Source organism: Flavobacterium sp. GCM10022190, from assembly GCF_042656445.1.
Lineage (GTDB): Bacteria > Bacteroidota > Bacteroidia > Flavobacteriales > Flavobacteriaceae > Flavobacterium > Flavobacterium nitratireducens.
On sequence record NZ_JBHSOQ010000001.1, the window covers coordinates 1,425,426 to 1,446,050 of the forward strand.

Here is a 20,625-nt window from a genome sequence, read left to right on the forward strand (position 1 = left end):
AAGTTTTTATAAGAGTTTAATTAGTTATGCATGTGTGTCAACTAAAATTATTAATTATTTCCTCTGTTGTATTAAAGGTGAATTCTAGATGTAGGGTTTAAACCAAAATGTTTTTTTTTACAATTTAAATTAGGCTACTATATAATAGGGTTGATTATTATATACATGATGACCATGTAGTGATTTAGGTAAATAAAGCTTGTGTTTATTTGTTATTGTTGAATAGGTTTTATTATTCTCTTCAAGGAGATTGACTAGTTATTGTGTAATATGCTTGTATTTTTATATAGTTCTTATGTCGTTGAGTACGTAATATTAGGTCTTGTGAATTTATTTGATGTTTTTTTATGTTAAAAAGAAGTAAATGTTTTGGTTTGTAATACAAAATTGAATAGTAAACAAATGAAATTACATAAGTCGTTGTATATTAAGGTTTTTGTTTCTTGTTTTTTTAAAAAAATAACCCAAAAAATATGCAAATCTGAATTTTTGAACCATTTTTTTGTTGCTTTTTGATTGTATTTTATATGTTTTTGACGAATTTGTCCATTTCGAAGAGTTAGTGAAAAGTTAATTTTACCATAATATTATTAACTAATACTAATTAAAAATGAAAAAAACCAAATTCAAATTATTGGCGCTGTTTTTTCTTATAGCGTTTTCAATTAATTCGTGGGCACAATCGACAGAAGTATCAGGAGTGGTTTTAGATGCACAAAAAATGCCTCTACCAGGAGCTTCATTGTTGGTTAAAGGAACATCAAATGGTACTACAACGGATTTTGATGGTAACTTTAAGGTAAAAGCAAAAAAAGGAGACGTTATTGTTTTTACTTACATTGGATACAAAACACAAGAGTTAGTCTACAATGGACAAGCTAAATTGAGTGTAATTATGGTTGAGAATAATTCCCAGCTTGATGAGGTGGTGGTTATTGGTTATGGAACTGTTAAGAAAAATGATTTAACGGGTTCTGTTTCTACGGTAAGTGCAAAACAAATTGAACAGGCAAATAAGGTCGATGCAATATCAGCGCTTCAAGGGCAAACAGCGGGTGTTGTAATTCAACGTACTGATAATAAGCCAGGAGGTGGTGGATTTAATATCCGTGTTCGTGGTTCTAGTACCATTAATGCGAATAAAACAGCTGATAATGGTGGTTTTATGCCTGGAAGAAATCCATTATTTATTGTCGATGGTATTTTCTTAGATGATATTTCATTTTTGAATCCAGCTGACATTAGCAGAATGGATATTTTAAAAGATGCATCTGCTACAGCTATCTATGGTTCTAGAGGTAGTAATGGTGTTGTTTTGATTGAGACGAAAAGCGGTAAAAGTGGAGCTTTGAAGGTTAATTATTCTAATTACATAGGTTTCAAAGAAGCATATCATTTGCCAACAATGCAAAATGGATCTGGCTATATTGAATATCTGAAAGATGTAGTGGTAGGGAATCAATTTGCTTCTGGTAATTATGGTTACAGAAGAGGAGATGTAGTTTTGTCTAATTATTTGTCAGCTGAAGAATTGCAAAATGTTGCTGATGGAGTTAGTACTAACTGGACTGATTTAATATTGAAGAAAGGATTACAAACAAACCATACCTTGAATATGTCTGGTGGAACTGAAAAAACGGTTTATACTGCAGGATTGGGTTATACTAAAGATGAGGGTACTCTTGAAGGAGAATCTTTTGAAAGATTCAATGTTAGAGGTAATTTAAAAAGTGATTTGAATAAATGGATGAACTTAAGTATAGGTAATTATATTACATTTGCAACTCAGAATTCAGGAAGTTGGGAAGGATTTAGAAGTTCGTATCGTTTAAAACCAATTGGAAGGCCGTATAATGCAGATGGCTCTTTAAAATTCTACCCAACAGTAAAAGAGACTCAAATTACGAATCCTTTGTTTGAGGCGGATAATCAAACTAAAGAAACTAAATACCTTCAATACATAGGTGATATAGCTTTAGAGATTAGACCTGCAAAAGGTTTAACATTAACTACAAAATTTGCTCCTAACATTAAATATACAAGATACGGAGAGTGGAGAGGTTTGTATTCTAAAGACGTTGTAGGTCAACCTGCTTTGAGAAGAGCTCAGGTTAACAATTTTAATGATTTATCGTATTCTTGGGATAATATTATCAATTATAAATTTGAAAAAGGTGTTCATGCGCTTACAGCGACTGGAGTAATGTCAAGATTCATGCAACGTAGCGAAGGGTATTATAATCAGGTTAGAAACTTTGCTACAGATGATTTTTCTTTCTACAATTTAGGTGCAGGTTTGGAGGTTAGTAAACCTACCAGTTTTTTCTCAAAACAAACTTTAGAATCCTATACAGGAAGGGTTAATTATACCTTAAATGATAAGTATTTGTTTACTGTAACTGGGCGTTATGATGGTTCATCAGTATTAGCAGAAGGTAATAAATGGGCGTTTTTTCCATCGGCGGCTTTTGGCTGGAAAATGATAGATGAGGAGTTCATGAAATCACAAAAAATATTTTCTAATGCTAAGCTTAGATTAAGTTATGGTCAAACAGGGAATAATGGAGGAATAGCTCCTTTGAGTTCTCAGTCTTTATTGGCTAATGATGCCGTAAATATTGGTGATGTACCAGTTTCAACTGCTTATATAACTGGATTAGCAAATAAAAATTTAACTTGGGAAAGAACTGCAGAAGTTAACGTAGGTTTTGATTTTGGTGTTTTTGATAATAAAGTATCAGGTACTATTGATGTGTACAATAGAAAAAATACAGATCTTATTTTGTTCACAGATATACCAGCTATTACTGGACAACCAGGTGTTTATGACAATGTAGGGGAGTCAAGAAATAAAGGTATAGAAGTTGGACTGAATACTACAAACATTGATAAAGGTGGTTTCAAATGGACTACAAATTTCAATTTTGCTACCAATAAAAATGAAGTTAAAAAACTTTATGGAGGTTTAAATAGAATTCTTACTAACGATTCAGGTATTAATATGGTTATTACTCCAGGGCAACCTGTAGGTGCTATCTTTGATTATGTTTTTGATGGTATATGGCAATTAGATCAGACTACAGAAGCAGCAACATTTGGTCAAAGACCAGGTCAAGTTAGAGTGAAAGATATCAACAATGATGGAAAAATAACTCCAGATGACAGAGCTGTTATTGGTCAGGTGGCTCCTAAATGGACAGGTGCTGTAACAAGTACAATGAATTATAATAATTTTGATTTTTCATTTTTAGTTTCAACAAGTCAAGGTAATAAGGTTTCAAGTAACTTCCACAATAATACAGTTTTCCCTTATGATGGTGAGCCTGCAAGATTATTTAATGCTGCAGTAGTAAATTATTGGACTCCTGAAAATCCATCTAATGAATATTATCAACCAGGGAATGGTGGAAATTATGGTAATTTAGTTAAATATAAAGATGTTTCTTATACTAAAATTAGTTATGTAACATTGGGTTATTCTTTACCTAAAGTAGCTTTAGATAAGCTTAAAATAAGCAGTTTCAGAATATATACTACTGTACAAAATCCATTTGTTATTACTAAATACGATGGTTGGGATCCTGAAAATGCAGGAAGAAATGCGTGGGGAGCCGCTTTTATGTCTCGTACATACATGGCTGGTATAAATGTGAATTTTTAAGGTGTTGAATCAAAAAAATCAAAAAAAATGAAGAAATATTTTAATAATAAAATAATGCTTGCGTTCCTTTCAGTAGGTATGCTAAGTGCTAGTTGTGAATCTTATCTTGAAGAAGAAAATAAAAGTTTTGTGTCAATTGAAACTTCTCAAAAATATCCACAAACATTTGATCAATTAGTTGCTGCGGTTTATCTAAAAGCAAGAGAAACTACTACTAAGTATACTTCTAACATGTATTATGTTCTTGAAGATATGGGTACTGATATTATTACCAGAGGAGGTATTGTAGCAGGAGTTGATGAAAATAATGATTATGTTAATTTTTCGGTTAGGAACTGGCCTGTTCAGGTGTATTGGTCTAATCAATATAGTCTGATTGCATCTGCAAATATCGTAATTGATAATGCTGAAACTATACAAGGGGTGTCAGTTGATACAAAAAAAGTTGGATTGGGAGAAGCTAAATTTTTCAGAGCCATGGCTTATTTTAATTTGGTAGAAAACTTTGGAGGAGTTCCACTTGTTTTAAACCAAGTAAAAACAGCTGAAAGAAACTTTACAAGAGAGACAGAAGAAAATGTTTATAAACAAATTGTTGCTGATTTGACTGATGCATTAGATGGAGTTCCTGCAACAACAACAGTTTATGGAAGATTAACAAAAGATGCTGTAAGACATTTTATGTCTAAAGTGTTATTGACTAGAGGATATAAATCTTTTGGTACTCCAGCAGATTTTACACAATCAGCTTCATTAGCTGATGCTGTAATTGCAAACCATGCTTTAGTATCTTCTTTTGCCTCATTAACAAGTATTGAGAATCAAAGAAATTCAGAGGTGATTTTCTCTTATTTATTTGGTTCTAATTCCTCTTCAATGGGTTGGGGAAATTCAAGACATCAATTGTATAAATTTGAATTTTTTAACTATCCTGGTTTAAAACGTTCAGTTAAAGGTGTAAGCGGAATGCCAACTCCATATTTCTATTCATTATTTGATGATAATGACCAGAGAGCAGCAGGAACTTTTAAAAGAGTTCTCTATGCAGATCAAAATTTTTCAGCTACAATTAACGGGATGACTGTTAATGGTGTTGTAGGAGATACAATTATGTATTTCCCAAAAGTAGCATGGTCAGATTCAAAAATTGCTACTAAAAAATATTTTGTGATCAATCCAGATAAGTATTTTACAAGTGATGGAACAACAGCTGTTCATCATCCTATTTTTAGAAAGTTTGATGATCCTTCAGCACCTTTTGCATATGGAGATCAACGTTCACAAGGGCAGAGAGACATGGTAATCATGAGAAGTGGAGAGGCTTATTTAATTGCTGCAGAAGCTTATTTAAAAGCATCTAATGCAACAACAGCAGCACAGCGTCTTACAACCTTACGTTCAAGAGCTGGTATTACAACACCAGTAACTTCAGGACAAGTAACTATCGATTTTATCCTTGATGAGAGAGCTAGAGAATTAGCTGGAGAAGTTAACAGATGGATGGATTTAAAGAGAACAAACAAACTAGTTGAGCGTGCAAAATTGTATAATCCTCATGTTGCTTTCAACAATGCATTGAAACCATATCATATGCTAAGACCTATTCCTCAAAGTGAGATTGACCTTACTGGAGGTATGCTTACACAAAATCCAGAATATACAAACTAGTTTGTAGAAATATTGATTGTTAAGTTGGTTGGTGATTTATTTACCTCTGAGAAGAGAAGGAGCTTAGTCTTCTTCTCTTTTCTTCTTAAAAATGAAATTGAAGTTTATTTCAAGTCTTATTTTCGGATTGTTTTTGTCAAATAATTCTCGGTATTTTCAATAGTTGAATTTTTTTCTTTTACGAAAGATATCCAACTGTTTAAAATTGATCTTTGAGATTTTTTGATTTCTATTAATTCTGGAAAAGCAGTAAATAAGTATTCAAAGTAATTTTTAGAATATTTGATAGTCAAAGTATAAAATTTTTGCCTCTAACTTTTTGAAAATATCGAAAAGTTTTAAAGTAAAAGAAGCAAACAGATAAAAATGAATTTATTCCGTTTATTAAAATATAGTACTTTTCTAGTTGCTTTATTATTCATTTTGTCTTGTTCCATTAAACCAAAGCGAACAAATTATGTTGATTTAGTAAATCCACTAATTGGCACAGCTCCTTCAACAACTATTAGTTCGCTACAACATGGAGAAGATGAAAAAGAGAATAATGCTCAGGTGGTTCCTTATGTTACGCTCCCTTTTGGAATGACAAATTGGACTCCTGAAACCAAAGCAAAAGAAACTAAATGTATAGCACCTTATTACTATACAGATACAAAAATTACGGGATTTAGAGGGAGTCATTGGCTTAGTGGTTCTTGCGTTCAAGATTATGGAAGTATGACTATTATGCCTGTAAGCGGTTCTTTGAAATGTCAGTCAGAGGAGAGAGCTTCTCATTTTTTCCATGATACTGAAAAGACATTGCCTTATAATTATAAAGTAAATTTATCTGATTACAATATAAATGTAAATATGACAGCGACTAAACGTTGTGGCTTGTTTGAATTTACATATGAAAATGCTGGAGAAGGCCATATAGTTATAAATCCTAATAGTGATGAAGGAGAAGGCTTTATTCAAATTAATCCTGATAAAAATGAAATTGTAGGCTATAATCCAGTTCACAAGATATACCAAGGTTGGGGAGATAAGGCGGGTTTTAGCGGCTATTTTGTTGTTCAATTAGGCAAATCTTCTAATCAATTTGGTGTATATCAAAATGAGAAAATACTAAAAGGGATTACGCAAATTTCAAATCAAGAAAATATAGGTGCTTATATTTCTTTTACAGTTGCAAAAGGTGAAACAATTACAGCAAAAATTGGTACTTCTTTCACCAGTATTGAACAAGCTAGAAAAAATTTGGAAGCAGAAACCAATAATATAAGTTTTTCAGAAGCAAAAGAGAATTTAAAGAAGAGTTGGGAAACTTTGCTTTCTAAAATTCAGGTAGAAGGAACGAATCAAGACGAAAAAGTAAAATTCTATACTGCTTTATACCATAGTTTTTTACAACCTCGAACATTTAATGATGTCGATGGCTCTTATGTAAGTTTTGATGGGGGTAAGCATTTGATGAATAGTGGTAATGAAGACTATTACACTGATTTTTCAATGTGGGATATCTATAGGTCTTCTTTACCATTGTTTAATCTGCTTACCCCTAAGGTAAATAGCCAAATGATGAATAGCCTATTTGAAATGGCTGAACAAGGAGATTGGCTACCTATTTTCCCATGTTGGAATAGTTATACATCAGCGATGATTGGAGATCATTCCATTGTTGCAATTGCTGATGCTTATATAAAAAACAATATTGAGATTTCGGATAAACAGTATGCTTATTTATTAAAAAATGCTTTTGAGTCTCCACAAAATAATGAAGATTATGTCAATGGAAAAGGTCGTCGTGCTCTTAAATCTTATTTAAAGTATGGTTACATACCATTGGAAGACGAAGTTAAAGAATCCTTTCACAAGGCAGAGCAAGTTTCGAGAACATTAGAATATGCCTTTGATGATTTTGCACTTTCACAAATTGCAACTAAGCGTGGAGATAGCATTAATGCTCAAATTTTAAAAGCGAGAGCATTAAATTATAAAAATGTGTACAGTGTTTCTGATTCCTGTGTTAGAGGGCGATTTGCTGATGGGACATTTACACAAGATTTTGATAAGTATATTAGAAAATCATATATCACAGAGGGTACTCCATATCAATATACTTGGTATGTTCCGCAGGATATTAATGGATTATTGAAATTAATGGGAGGTGAGAATGGTTTTAATGACAATCTGGATCGTTTCCACGCTGCTAAACAATATTGGCATGGTAATGAGCCAGGTCATCAAATACCATTTCTATATAATTATGGTGGTCAGCCGTGGAAAACACAAGAATTAGTTACTCAAATCATGCAACAAGAGTATAGTAATGCTGTAGGAGGTTTGAGTGGTAATGATGATGCGGGACAAATGTCGGCATGGTATGTTTTTGCCGCTTTAGGATTTTATCCTGTAACACCATCGGTGCCGCAATATGTTATTTCGGGTCCTCATTTTGATAAAATTACGATACGTCTTGATAAGGGTAAAAAGTTGATTATTAATGCGAAAGGAGCTTCGTCTGGCAATAATTATATTCAGAACATAAGTTTCAATGGTGAGGAATACGACAAAACATTCCTTGATCATTTTTCAATTATTAAAGGAGGAAAATTAGATTTTAAAATGTCTAATGTTCCAAATAAATATTGGGGAATAAAGAGAGATAGTAAGCCTTTTTCAGTATCAAATCTGTAATCAAAAAAGAAGATGAATATGATAAGTCGAGGAGAATTTTTAAAATTAGGAAGTTTGTCATTACTGGGCACTTTTGCGAGTGAACTGGTTATGGCCAATGACTTATTTATAGATAACTCGGCAAAAGTTGATTCCCTTTTGATGAACAAATTACTTTTGAATAATGATGCTAAAGTTAAAAGTCTCATAGAAAGTAGACCACTCGACTTAAATACACGTATTACGGGATATGGATATCGTCCCATAGCCACTAATATTGCCATTCTGGTTGCATCATTTTCTTATTCCAAATCTGAATTTTATCAATCAGATGTGCTTTTAGACTTCTTGAATCATTTTACCGATGTGTTGTTGAAAGCGCAACATAAAGACGGTACTCTTGACGCGGGGGGAAATAAACAATCGCCACCAGATACTGCTTTTGTTTTAGAATCGATGTGTTTAGCAGCAGCAGTTTTAAAAAACAGTAAACAAAATAAAGTTTTAGCCCTAAAAGCTAAAATCCAGTCTTTTATACAAAACGGAGGAGAAGGTCTAGTAACAGGGGGAGTCCATACCCCAAATCACCGCTGGGTTGTATGTGCTGCATTGGCAAGTATTAATTCGTTATATCCAGATGATCGCTATATCAATAGAATTAATCAATGGCTTGCCGAGGGAATTTATATCAGTAAAGATGGTCAGTATTCTGAACGTAGTGGGGTGTATTCGGCTGTAATTAATAAAGCGTTAATTACGATGGCTCGGTTACTAAATAAACCAGATTTACTAACTATCGTTCACAAAAATTTATCAACGTATTATTATTATACAGAGTCAAATGGTGATTTGGTAACCGTAGATTCCAGAAGACAAGATCAGTTTCAAAATCAAACTGTGACAAAATTTTATTTGCAATATCGTTTTATGGCGATCCATACAGGAGATCCTAAGTTTATTTATATGACCAATTTGATTGAAAAAAATCCTGATTTTACTCAAGCAATATTGTCAGATTCCTTAGTAGCTTTCTTAGAAGATGCTAGTTTGCAAAAACAACTTCCTTCTCAATCCTTGCTAAACCATGATTATGAAATGTTTTTTGCTACATCAAGTTTAGCTCGAATCAAAAGAGGAAAAACAGCTATAACATTATTTGGAGGTAACGACAAACCCCTTTTGGTTGTATCAGGCAGATCATCAAACCCTAATTTTCTGATGTATCGAAAAGGGGATGTTGTACTCAATTATATGCGATTATCATCTTCTTTTTTTAGGATGGGTTATTTCAGCAGTGACGGAATTGAAAAAAAGGGGAACAAATATGTTTTAAAGGAAATTAAAGAAGCTGATTATTACCAACCACTGTCGAGTGAATACATTAAGTCGGATGCCGATTACACTTTATCTGAGTCCAAAGATGGTAGGTTTTGGAACAAAATGGATTTTGAACACAGAGAAGTAAGTAATGTTAAAAAGCAAACAACAGTAATAGAGATTGAAGAAATTAATGGTCAGCTTACTCTTGATTTTAAAGTTGATGGTCCTCCTAACATCGAAATTACAATTGAAATGTGTTTTAAAGAGGGAACACAAATTGAAGGTGCAACATTGGGCGGTAAGGGAAATTATTTTTTAAAATCAAATGAAGCTAAGTTGCGTATGGGGTCAGATCAGTTGTTGATAGGTCCAGGATTAGTAGAACATGAAAATGTAAATAATCTGGATAGTGAAGTGTATTCCTATCATAAAGGGACTTTAAGAACAGAAGGGGTTCATGTTTATATCACTGGATTTACTCCTTTTCATCATAAAATGACTTTAGGTTAATAAAGAAAATGATAGCAATGTGGGAAGTTTACTTAATTTTACCAGAATTAAGTTTAATCTGTAACTATTGAAATTATGAAAATTACATTTTTAGGAGCTTTATTGCTATGCACAGCGGGATTTGCACAAAATAATACCGACGCGAGTTTGTATATGAAGGCAGACAAAATAAGTTATTTAACAGATATCGGTTCTGAATCGGGTGATTTGTATCAAACTATAGGACACCACGGACCGGCGGTTGAAAATGAGTGGATGGCTTTACGAATTTATTTTAGTGAAAAAGTAGCAATAGATGTTTATAACAAAGCTAATCCAGGATTAGAATTGAAAAAAGCATTTTGGTATCCAACTCCACAACAACAAAAAGAAGGATGGGGTGCTGATTATTATAAAGTAGGTGCTACTGTAGGTTTAGGTGGTGTGCGTCTTTGGGATGGAGAGAAAGTTGTTCCATTAAATCCAGTGAGTAATCGTTTGGCACACGTTGGAAAAACAACGAATTCTTCTTTTATGGAAATGATTTCTAAAGGAGTGCCATACAAGGGAAAAAAGGTTGATATAAAGGTTCGTGTAACTGTTTATTCAGGGAAAAGAGAGGCTAAAGTAGAAGCATTTAGTCTTACAGGAGAAAAAGTTCAATTTGTGACAGGGGTTAATTATTTTAAAGGTTTCGAAACTAAAAAGGGGAATAATTATATAGCAGTCTGGGGAACTCATCCTGAGGATGTTGCCGCCGAAGTTGTTGGTGTAGGTGCAGCTATTAAGTTCAATCCTAAAGATTATGTAAAGAATACAGATGATGGAACTCAGTATTTATTAATATCTAAACCAACAAAACATTTAGAAACAGAAATTGTTTCTGCCTGTGCAAGAGAACAAGAGATCAATAACTTAGTTAAGTTAGAAGAATATATAAAATAAGAAAGTCTATAGGATTTTTAAAAAAATAAGGTAACAAGAGTCCTTTATTCTTTTAAAAGACTAATACATAGGAAGGATTTAAAACAACGAATATAAAAACAAACCCAAATCGACTTAGAATTTAAAATTGAAATTATGAAAAGAAATTATTCCTTTTTTATTTGTTTAACTCTACTATTACAGTGCTATTTTATGAATGCGCAGTATCATCGCTTTGTAGATCCGATGATTGGTTCAGAAGGGCTTGGTAATGTTTTCATAGGCCCATCTTGTCCCTATGGAATGGTAAAGCCGGGACCTGATAACGATTTGCACGCTAATAGTGGTTTTACTACGAATTTGAAAGAACCAATTTATGGTTTTAGTCAAGTTCATGTTAGTGGAACCGGAGGAGGAGCAAAATATGGGAATGTTTCGATAATGCCTATTTCAGGTGATTTTGGTTCAATTAAACAGGAATCTTTGCGAGATAACGAAAAAGTTGCTTTGGGATATTATGGTGCTCGTTTAACTAAATGGAATATTCAAACCGAAATTACAACTTCTGATAGAGCTTCTTTTTATCGTTTTGTTTTTGATTCGAATGCAAAGAATGCTGTTAAAATTGATTTAGGGAGGTATTTAGACGAATCTATTATTCCGGATGGAAGAGAAGCACAACAATTTGTGGGTTCTCAAGTCGAAGTGATTTCGGATACCGAAGTTCGTGGATTTACGAAAGTTCGCGGAGGTTGGAATAATGGAAGTACTTATACGGTTTACTTTTCGGCTGTTTTTGATCAACCGTTTACCAATTTTTCAACTTGGAAAGGAGAGCAATTTTATCCTAACGAAAGAAATCAAGTTGATGATGGTAAGAAAACAGGAGCGATGTTGTTTTTTGAGGGACTTACAAACAAATCCTTAAAAATGAAAATTGGGATTTCTTTCATTAGTGCATTAAAAGCCAAAGTGAATATAGATAATGAAATTCCACATTGGGACTTTAATAAAGAATTAGCGGAAACCCAAGAAAAATGGGAAAACCTACTGAAAAGAGTTGAAGTAGAAAAAGAAGCTTCAACAGAAAAGAAAACCATGTTTTACACAGGCTTGTATCATACGATGTTGATGCCTGTTGATCGTACAGGTGAAAATCCATTATGGGAAAATAACACGCCTTATTATGACGATTTTTATGCTATTTGGGATACCTATCGTTCTTCTAGTCCATTGATTACATTGTTAAATCCATCAAGAGAAGTGGATATTGTAAATGCAATGTTGCAAATTTATAAAAGAGATGGTTATTTGCCAGAAGCAAGAAGTGGAAACTCTAATGGGCGTACCCAAGGTGGTTCTAATGCAGAAGTAGTTATTGCAGATGCTTTTGTAAAAGGTTTAGAGGGAATCAATTATAAATTAGGTTTAGAAGCCATGTTAAAAGATGCTTTATTTCCACCAGGAGGAAATGAAGAAAAAGAAGGTCGCGGAGGTTTAGTTGATTACAATAGGTTAGGCTATGTTTCTACCGATTATGTTCGTTCTGGAAATCGCACTTTGGAATATTCGTACAATGATTATTGTTTAGCAATTGTTGCTAAAGGAACGAAACGTAAAGGAGAATATTGGCGTTTTATAAAACAATCCGATAATTGGCAAAACTTATGGAGAGATATCGAAGATAATGGTTCTCGTGGTTTTATCATGCCTAAAGATTCCAATAGAAAATGGGTAGATAGTATTCAATGTACCGCTAATAATGGTAAAATTACCTATGTTCCCTATACACCTTTGGCACAAGATTGGCCAAACTGTGTTTGCTGGTGGTGTGGTGTATTTTACGAAGCTAGTTCATGGGAATATTCACTGTCAGTGCCGCATGACGTAGCTATGTTAATTAAAAAATCAGGCGGAAATGAAGCTTTTAAAAAGCGTTTAAATACTTTATTTGATAGAGGTTTTTATAATGTAGCCAATGAGCCATCATTTTTAAGTCCAAATTTATACCACTGGATAGGTAGACCTGATTTAAGTAACGATAGAATTCATCAAATCATTGATCAAAATTATAATGCAAGTCGAAATGGAATTCCTGGAAATGATGATTCGGGTGCCATGTCGTCATGGTTAGCATTTCATATGATGGGACTCTATCCTAATGCAGGACAATCTTATTACTTAATCAATTCACCTTATTTTAAACAAACGGTGATACATCAGGAAAACGGAAAAGATTTTGTCATTAAGGCCAAGAATTTCTCCGATAAAAATAAGTACATCAAATCGGTAACCCTGAATGGTAAAGATTTCGAAAATGCTTTTATTGAACATAGTGATATTGTAAATGGTGGTGTCTTAGAATTTGAAATGGCAGCAACGCCTTCTAAAACCTGGGGAATCAAACAAGTTCCACCTTCTAAATCAGACAAATTAATTGAAGAATAGTATGAAAAAAACAGTTTATCTAATAGCAACATTATTGATTTCTTTTGTTGCTCAATCTAATCCAAATGCTAATGCTGAACTTGCATTAATTAAACGTGTTTTACCTAATCATGCGTCGCAGTTTAGTGTAGAAATTGAATCATCGAGTAGAGAAAAAGGAGATTGGTTTGAAATTGTTTCAAAAGAAAATAAAATTCTTCTAAGAGGTAATAATGGGGTTTCTGTTGCTTCGGCTTTGTATTATTATTTAAATAATTATACTCATAGTCAAATTACTTGGAACGGAACCAATTTAAATTTGCCTAAAAAATTACCAGCTGTTCCTCAGTTAATTCATAAAAAAACTCCTTATGAATACCGCTATTACTTAAATTATTGCACGTTTAACTATACCATGAGCTGGTGGGATTGGGAACGATGGGAAAAAGAAATCGATTGGATGGCTTTGCACGGAATCAACATGCCACTTGCGATTACAGGTGAAGAGTACATTTGGGACGAAGTATATAAATCCTATGGTTTTAAAGATGAAGATTTAAACTCTTTTTTCAGCGGACCAGCATATTTTGGTTGGTTTTGGATGGGGAATTTAGACGGTTGGGGAGGTCCCTTGTCTAAAAATTGGAAAGAATCACACCGCGATTTGCAATTGAAAATTTTAAAGAGAGAGCGTGAATTAGGAATGAAAACGGTATTGCCTGCATTTACAGGTCACGTTCCAGCTTCTTTTAAAAAGTTTTTCCCAAATGCTAAATTGAAAGCAACCAATTGGGAAAATGATTTTGAGGACACTTATATTTTAGATTCTAGTGACCCTTTATTTGCAGAAATAGCTAAGAAATTCTTAGAGATGCAATCAAAAGTGTATGGTACAGATCATTTATATTCTGCGGATACTTTTAATGAAAATACACCACCTTCAAACGATCCTGCTTATTTGTTTGATTTAAGTAAAAAGATTTTTGAAGGAATGAAAGCAGCGGATAATGAGGCTGTTTGGGTAATGCAAGGTTGGCTTTTTTACAGTCATAGAGAATTTTGGGAAGCTCCTCAAATTAAAGGATTATTAGATGCAGTACCAGATGATCGTATGATTATTTTGGACTTGGCGGCAGAGATTGAACCCGTATGGAAACGTACGGAAGCTTTTTACGGCAAACAATGGATTTGGAATATGCTACATAATTTTGGAGGTAATATTTCATTGTTTGGTCGAATTGAAACTGTAGCAACAGAACCAGCAAAGGTTTTGAAAGATCCTAAATCTGGTAAGTTAAAGGGGATAGGATTAACCATGGAAGCTATTGAGCAAAATCCGGTTTTATACGAATTAATGACCGACAATACTTGGCGCGATACTCCAATTGAATTAAAACCATGGTTAAACCAATATACATTAAATCGTTATGGTAAATCTAATGAGACCATTAACAAGGCATGGGATGTATTAGTAAAAACAGTTTATAACGGTCAAGTGATACGTGATGGTGCTGAATCAATTATTGTTTCAAGACCTACTTTTGAAGGATTCCGTCGTTGGGCGAGAACAAAGTTGAATTATGCACCTAAAGATTTATTGCCTGCTTGGGATTTATTTATACAGTCTATTCCAGCTTGTCAAAAATCAGATGGATTTCAATATGATTTGGTTGATGTAACAAGACAAGTTTTGGCTAATTATGCTTTGCCTTTACAACAAGAAATTGCTCAAGCGTATAAAAATAATGACAAAGTAGCCTTTGATAAGCACAGTAAAGAATTCTTAGAATTAATTGATGATTTAGACATGTTATTGGCCAGTCGTCAAGATTTTCTTTTAGGACCTTGGATTGCCGATGCTAGAAAATGGGGCGTTGATGAGCAAGAAAAAGCACTTTATGAACAAAATGCAAGAGATTTAATTACTCTTTGGGGAGGAGCAAATAATAGATTGCATGAATATAGTAACCGTCAGTGGAGTGGATTAATGAGTGATTTTTACAAACCAAGATGGGAGCAATTTTTTGTAGATGTAAAATCGAATTGGGGAACATTTAATCAAACTGCTTTTGACGAAAAAATTAGAGAATGGGAATGGAAGTGGGTTACTGCAAGAAAAGATTTTCCAGTAAAAGCTAAAGGAAATCCAAATGTGATTGCTAAGGCTTTACATAAAAAATATCGTTCTCGCATTATTCCTGTGACCGAGAAAATGGCAACAATTAAATATGATTATTAACTATGGAAACAATTTCTAACCAAAATTCCAATCGTTTTCTCTCACTTGATGTGTTTAGAGGGCTTACGATATGTTTAATGATTGTGGTCAATACTCCGGGAACGGGAGCCCACCTTTATCCTTATTTGGTGCATGCTAATTGGTTTGGATTTACCCTAGCCGATTTAGTTTTTCCTTCTTTCTTATTTGCTATGGGAAATGCAATGAGTTTTTCTATGGGAAAAATGAAAGAAATGGATACTGCATTATTTTGGAAAAAGGTACTTAAACGTTCTTTTATTATTTTCTTATTAGGGTATTTAATGTATTGGTTTCCATTTGTACGTGAGGGGGTAGATGGTGTTTGGGAATTCAAACCTATTTCCGAAACAAGAATAATGGGGGTGTTACAGCGCATAGGTTTATGCTATTTGGCTGCTTCTGTTATGCTGTATTATTTGTCTGAGAAACTGGTGGTTGTTGTATCCGTATTTTTATTATTATCCTATTGGGCCATTCTGTATTTGTTTGGACAATCAGGAGCCGAATTAGAAATGGCAACAAATGCAGTTACTCGTTTTGATTTGTCAATTTTAGGAAATGGACATATTTATAAAAGAGACAGCATTCCTTTTGACCCAGAGGGAATTTTGAGTACACTACCTTCTATTGTTAATGTAATTGTTGGTTTTTTAGCTGGTGCTTTTATTCGAAAAATTGGAAAAACCTATGAAGGTATTGGTAAGCTTTTGATAGTTGGATTCTTATTGATGGCGCTAGGTCGTTGGTGGGATTTAATTTTACCGATAAGTAAAAAATTATGGACCGGGTCTTTTGTGTTGTATACAGTTGGGATTGATTTGTGTATCATGGCTGTATTAATCTATTTTATAGAATTAAAGCAAAAGACTTTTGGTGTAGAATTTTGTACCATATTTGGAAAGAATCCGATGTTTATCTATTTGTTTTCTGAACTTTTTTATATTCTTTTAAGACTTATTCCTGTGAATAATGAACAAGATTCTTTTGAATGGTTTAGTGAAAATATAATTCAAACTATTTTACCAGGGAGTTTTGGTTCCTTTGTAACGGCAATCTTATTCATGTTAGTTTGCTGGGGCATGGGCTGGTGGCTTGATAAAAAACGTATTTATATTAAAATTTAATTAGTTTCAATTTCAGAATTGAATACAAGTCTATGATTTCGAAAATTAAAATTCTGAGCTTGTTCTTACTATCATTATTTGGATTTTTTTCTTTTGGACAGAAGAAAGATGATACTATAAAAATGAATGCTATTCAAGTTATAGGGAGTCACAATTCTTATAAAATAGCCATTGAACAGTCGCTTTGGAAATTTTTATATGCAAAAGATTCTGCAACAGCAAAATCTTTGCAATACACACATATTCCAATTGAAGCACAATTGGATTTAGGTCTTCGAAATCTAGAGCTTGATGTATTGTTTGACCCCAAGGGAGGGCATTATTCAAATCCTAAAGGATTGGCTATTATAAAAGCCTTAGGTCTAAAACCATTAGAGTTTGACGCAGAAAACAAATTAGCACAACCTGGATTGAAAATGTTTCATATTCAAGATATTGATTATAGAAGTCATTATTTAGTATTTAAAGAAGGATTACAGGCGATAAAAAAGTGGTCGGATGCGCATCAGAATCATTTGCCTATTTTTATATTGATCAATGCTAAGGATGATAATAATCGTAATTTAACAGAGCCTTTGCCTTTTACAAAAGAAGCTTTGGAAAGTATTGATATTGAGATTCGTTCAGTTTTTGATGATTCGCAATTGATAACACCTGATTTGGTAAGGGGAGAATTTGCTAGCTTGGAAGAAGCTGTAATAAAGGAGGGTTGGCCAGATTTAGAAGAAGTTAAAGGGCGTATACTTTTTGTTTTAGATGAAAATGAAACAAAGATTAATCGCTATGTCTATGGTCATCCTAGTTTGAAAAACAGAGTATTATTTGTAAATGCTAAAGAAGGTACTCCGGAAGCCGCTTTCAGAATTGTAAATAATCCGATAAAAGATTTTAATTACATTCAAGAATTAGTAGCCAAAGGGTATATGGTTCGTACTCGGGCTGATGATGGTACAAATGAGGCACGAACTAATGATTATACTAAATTTGAAAAAGCAAAAGCTTCAGGAGCTCAGGTGATTTCTACTGATTATTATATACCATCTACTCTTTTTAAATCCACTTATAAAGTAAGTTTTGATTCAAATCAATTTGAAAGAATAAAAAAATAAACCATGTTTAAAAATAAATTCCCCACAGTTTTCCTCATTTATACATTGTTTTTGGCTTTTGGAATCAAAGCCCAGACTAAGGATTTTATTATTGTCTCCAGCCATCAAAAAGCAAGTATTCACGTAGAAGCTAAAGAGCCAAAAGTGGTTCATATTGCTGCTAAAATGCTTTCCGATGATATTTTTGCTGTGAGTAATAAGCAGTTGATTATTGGCAAAAATAGTTCAGGAATCGCTATTATGGCGGGAACTATTGGGCAAAGTAAGTGGATAGATGTTTTGGTATCCAAACAAAAAATTTCCATTACGGATGTAAAAGGAAAATGGGAAACGTATAAAATCCAATTGGTAGAAAATCCAACTAAGGATATTAAAAAAGCCTTGGTTATCGTTGGTTCTGATCGTAGAGCAACGGCTTATGGCTTACTGGAAATTTCCAGAATGATTGGGGTTTCCCCTTGGGAATGGTGGGCTGATGTGACGCCTGATAAAAAAGATAATTTGGTGGTAAAGGTGGAGACTAAGGTTTATGGTTCGCCTTCAGTAAAGTTTAGAGGTGTATTTTTGAATGATGAAGATTGGGGTTTGCAACCTTGGGCTGCTAAAACTTTCGAACCAGAAACAGGAGATATTGGTCCTAAAACCTATGCAAAAGTCTTTGAATTGTTGTTGCGTTTGAGAGCCAATACTATTTGGCCAGCCATGCACAAATGCACTAAAGCCTTTTATTCTTTTCCTAAAAATAAACAAGTTGCCGATGATTATGCTATTGTAGTAGGGACCTCGCATGCAGAACCAATGTTGAGTAATATTAACGCCGAATGGGATCACAAAACGATGGGTGAATACCGTTACGATACTAATTCTGGAGTTATTAAAAACTTCTTTAGAAAAAGAGCGAAAGAAACGGCTCCTTTTGAAAATATTTATACAGTAGGGATGCGTGGTGAACATGATTCGCCAATGATTGTTGGTGAAGATGATTCTGACTCGCAGGTCAAATTATTGGAACAGGTTATTACCGACCAAAGGGCTATTTTGAAAAAAGAAACCGGAAAAGAACCTAATACTATTCCGCAAGCTTTTATTCCCTATAAAGAGGTTTTAGATTATTATCAAAAAGGACTAAAACTTCCTGAAGATGTGCAATTGGTTTGGACCGATGATAATTATGGATACATCCGTCAGTTGAGTAATCCAAAAGAACAAAAACGTTCGGGAGGTGCTGGAATTTATTACCATACGTCGTATTGGGGGCGTCCACATGATTATTTGTGGTTGAATTCGACTAATCCTGTTTTGCTATGGGAGGAAATGGAAAAAGCATACGAGTTCCAGTCAAGAGATTTATGGATTTTAAATTGCGGCGATATCAAACCCCATGAATACAATATCGAATTATTCTTGGATATGGCTTGGGATATGACTCCTTTTGCTAAAAGTCAAAGTGTTAAAACACATATGCAAAATTGGGCTTCCAGAGAATTTGGAACTCAAAATGCTACTCAAATAGCCGATTTATTTTTTCAATATTATCATTTGGCATTTCAGCGCCGTCCTGAGTTTATGGCTTGGAATCAAGTGGAACCAGAAACCAAACCTAAGCCAACAACGCTTACGCAAATTCACTATGGTGATGAGGTGACTAAAAGGATAGAAGCCTATCAACAATTGATAGATACGGTAGAAAAATTGAAAAATAGAATTCCGTCTAATCGCCAGAATGCTTTTTATGAATTAGTTACTTATCCTGTTGTTGGGGCTGCGAGTTTAAATCATAAATGGTTGTATTTCTATAAAAACAAGTTTGTTGCCGAACAAGGTAGAAGCAGCGCCACCTTTTTTGCCCAAAAATCAACCGAAGCTTTTAAACGTATTGAAAAAGAAACGTACTATTTTAACAATGAATTAGTAAATGGTAAGTGGAAAAATATGATGAGTATGGCACCTCGTCATTTACCAGTTTTTGAACCAACTACCGCAAGAATTCCTGTGAGTGCTAAGAAAGCAGAATTGAAATTGGCATTGGAAAGTTATGAAATGGTAGTAAACCATAAAACAGAGAATTCGTATTCGGATGTACTTCCTGTTTTTAATGCCTATGTGAACAATCAGTATTATATTGATGTTTTTATGAAAGGCGAAGGCGAAGTATCTTGGGAAGTAAAACCTAAAGCGGATTGGATTAAGATTTCGCATCAAAAAGGAATTTTAGACAATCATAAAAATAGCCAGCAACGCATTTGGGTAAGCATTGACTGGAATAAAGTACCGAAAGGAGAAAATAAAAAAGAAGCGCCTTTAGGTCATGATTATCAGTTGATTCCGCCTAGTTATAAAGTCAATTCGGCTATTGATTTTGTGAGTAAGGATACTTTAATTACCATAGGTGTTTCGGCCTTTAATCCAAAACTAGAAATTTTAGAAAATTACAAGGGTTTTGTGGAAGACAAAGGCTATATATCGATTGATGCAGCGAATTATTCGAATAAAAAAGAAGGTGCAGCAGCTAAATGGGAAATCTTTGAAGGTCTTGGTTATGCTGGAAAAGTAAGTGTGGGTTTGCCTAGAACGGCCGATTCACAGCTTACAATTCAAGATATAAAAAATAATAGTCCTGTAATGGAATATGAATTTTATAGTTTTAATTTTGGACAGGCTAGTGTAAAAGTACAAGCCATTCCTACCCATGCTTTTTATCAAGGAAGAGGGGTAAGATGCGCTGTAGCTATTGATGATGCTGAACCAGTTGTATTAGATTTCCAAACTTTTGGACGAAGTGAAGAATGGTTGCAAAACGCACTAAAAAATGCCACAGTAAAATCGGCCTCACAGATTATCAATAAGGCTGGAAAACATAAATTGAGGGTTTGGATGGTAGATCCAGGTGTAATGATTGATCGTATATTAATTGATCTAGGAGGTTGGAAAGATTCGTATGCTTTTCCTCCGGAAACTAAAATGTAAAATTTGAAAATAAAC

10 protein-coding genes are annotated in these 20,625 nt (G+C 33.7%); all 10 read left to right on the forward strand.

Annotated features, from left to right (window positions below; genetic code table 11):
- The first annotated feature begins 610 nt into the window (after window positions 1-610).
- The 10 genes from ACFPTQ_RS05920 to ACFPTQ_RS05965 all read left to right on the forward strand — a co-directional run bounded on the left by ACFPTQ_RS05920 (window position 611) and on the right by ACFPTQ_RS05965 (window position 20,610).
- On the forward strand, window positions 611-3,661 hold the full coding sequence (locus tag ACFPTQ_RS05920; RefSeq protein ID WP_379775064.1) for a SusC/RagA family TonB-linked outer membrane protein: 3,051 nt from the start codon (window positions 611-613) through the stop codon (window positions 3,659-3,661).
- 27 nt (window positions 3,662-3,688) lie between these two features.
- A complete protein-coding gene (locus ACFPTQ_RS05925; protein ID WP_379775066.1) occupies window positions 3,689-5,329 on the forward strand; it encodes a RagB/SusD family nutrient uptake outer membrane protein in 1,641 nt (546 codons plus the stop codon).
- Window positions 5,330-5,695: 366 nt separating this feature from the next.
- Window positions 5,696-8,011 (forward strand): GH92 family glycosyl hydrolase, encoded by a 2,316-nt coding sequence (locus ACFPTQ_RS05930; RefSeq protein WP_379775068.1) that lies wholly within the window; start codon window positions 5,696-5,698, stop codon window positions 8,009-8,011.
- 18 nt (window positions 8,012-8,029) lie between these two features.
- On the forward strand, window positions 8,030-9,820 hold the full coding sequence (locus ACFPTQ_RS05935) for a hypothetical protein (protein ID WP_379775070.1): 1,791 nt from the start codon (window positions 8,030-8,032) through the stop codon (window positions 9,818-9,820).
- A 75-nt stretch (window positions 9,821-9,895) separates the two neighbouring features.
- Window positions 9,896-10,744: a DUF4861 family protein gene (locus ACFPTQ_RS05940; protein WP_379775073.1), complete on the forward strand. Its 849-nt coding sequence runs from the start codon at window positions 9,896-9,898 to the stop codon at window positions 10,742-10,744.
- A gap of 135 nt (window positions 10,745-10,879) precedes the next feature.
- On the forward strand, window positions 10,880-13,171 hold the full coding sequence (locus ACFPTQ_RS05945) for a GH92 family glycosyl hydrolase (RefSeq protein WP_379775075.1): 2,292 nt from the start codon (window positions 10,880-10,882) through the stop codon (window positions 13,169-13,171).
- A 1-nt stretch (window position 13,172) separates the two neighbouring features.
- On the forward strand, window positions 13,173-15,389 hold the full coding sequence (locus tag ACFPTQ_RS05950) for an alpha-N-acetylglucosaminidase (RefSeq protein WP_379775078.1): 2,217 nt from the start codon (window positions 13,173-13,175) through the stop codon (window positions 15,387-15,389).
- A 2-nt stretch (window positions 15,390-15,391) separates the two neighbouring features.
- Window positions 15,392-16,534 (forward strand): acyltransferase family protein, encoded by a 1,143-nt coding sequence (locus ACFPTQ_RS05955; protein ID WP_379775081.1) that lies wholly within the window; start codon window positions 15,392-15,394, stop codon window positions 16,532-16,534.
- 59 nt (window positions 16,535-16,593) lie between these two features.
- Window positions 16,594-17,643, forward strand: a complete 1,050-nt coding sequence (locus tag ACFPTQ_RS05960; protein WP_379775084.1) for a phosphatidylinositol-specific phospholipase C1-like protein — start codon at window positions 16,594-16,596, stop codon at window positions 17,641-17,643.
- A 3-nt stretch (window positions 17,644-17,646) separates the two neighbouring features.
- Window positions 17,647-20,610, forward strand: a complete 2,964-nt coding sequence (locus ACFPTQ_RS05965; RefSeq protein ID WP_379775087.1) for a glycosyl hydrolase 115 family protein — start codon at window positions 17,647-17,649, stop codon at window positions 20,608-20,610.
- Window positions 20,611-20,625 lie beyond the last annotated feature (15 nt).

What these genes read in the sequence shown, in the direction of transcription:
- ACFPTQ_RS05965 (WP_379775087.1), top strand. Translation starts at nt 17,647, where the DNA reads ATGTTTAAAAATAAATTCCCCACAGTTTTCCTCATTTATACATTGTTT.
- ACFPTQ_RS05940 (WP_379775073.1), top strand. Translation starts at nt 9,896, where the DNA reads ATGAAAATTACATTTTTAGGAGCTTTATTGCTATGCACAGCGGGATTT.
- ACFPTQ_RS05955 (WP_379775081.1), top strand. Translation starts at nt 15,392, where the DNA reads ATGGAAACAATTTCTAACCAAAATTCCAATCGTTTTCTCTCACTTGAT.
- ACFPTQ_RS05925 (WP_379775066.1), top strand. Translation starts at nt 3,689, where the DNA reads ATGAAGAAATATTTTAATAATAAAATAATGCTTGCGTTCCTTTCAGTA.
- ACFPTQ_RS05945 (WP_379775075.1), top strand. Translation starts at nt 10,880, where the DNA reads ATGAAAAGAAATTATTCCTTTTTTATTTGTTTAACTCTACTATTACAG.
- ACFPTQ_RS05950 (WP_379775078.1), top strand. Translation starts at nt 13,173, where the DNA reads ATGAAAAAAACAGTTTATCTAATAGCAACATTATTGATTTCTTTTGTT.
- ACFPTQ_RS05930 (WP_379775068.1), top strand. Translation starts at nt 5,696, where the DNA reads ATGAATTTATTCCGTTTATTAAAATATAGTACTTTTCTAGTTGCTTTA.
- ACFPTQ_RS05935 (WP_379775070.1), top strand. Translation starts at nt 8,030, where the DNA reads ATGATAAGTCGAGGAGAATTTTTAAAATTAGGAAGTTTGTCATTACTG.
- ACFPTQ_RS05920 (WP_379775064.1), top strand. Translation starts at nt 611, where the DNA reads ATGAAAAAAACCAAATTCAAATTATTGGCGCTGTTTTTTCTTATAGCG.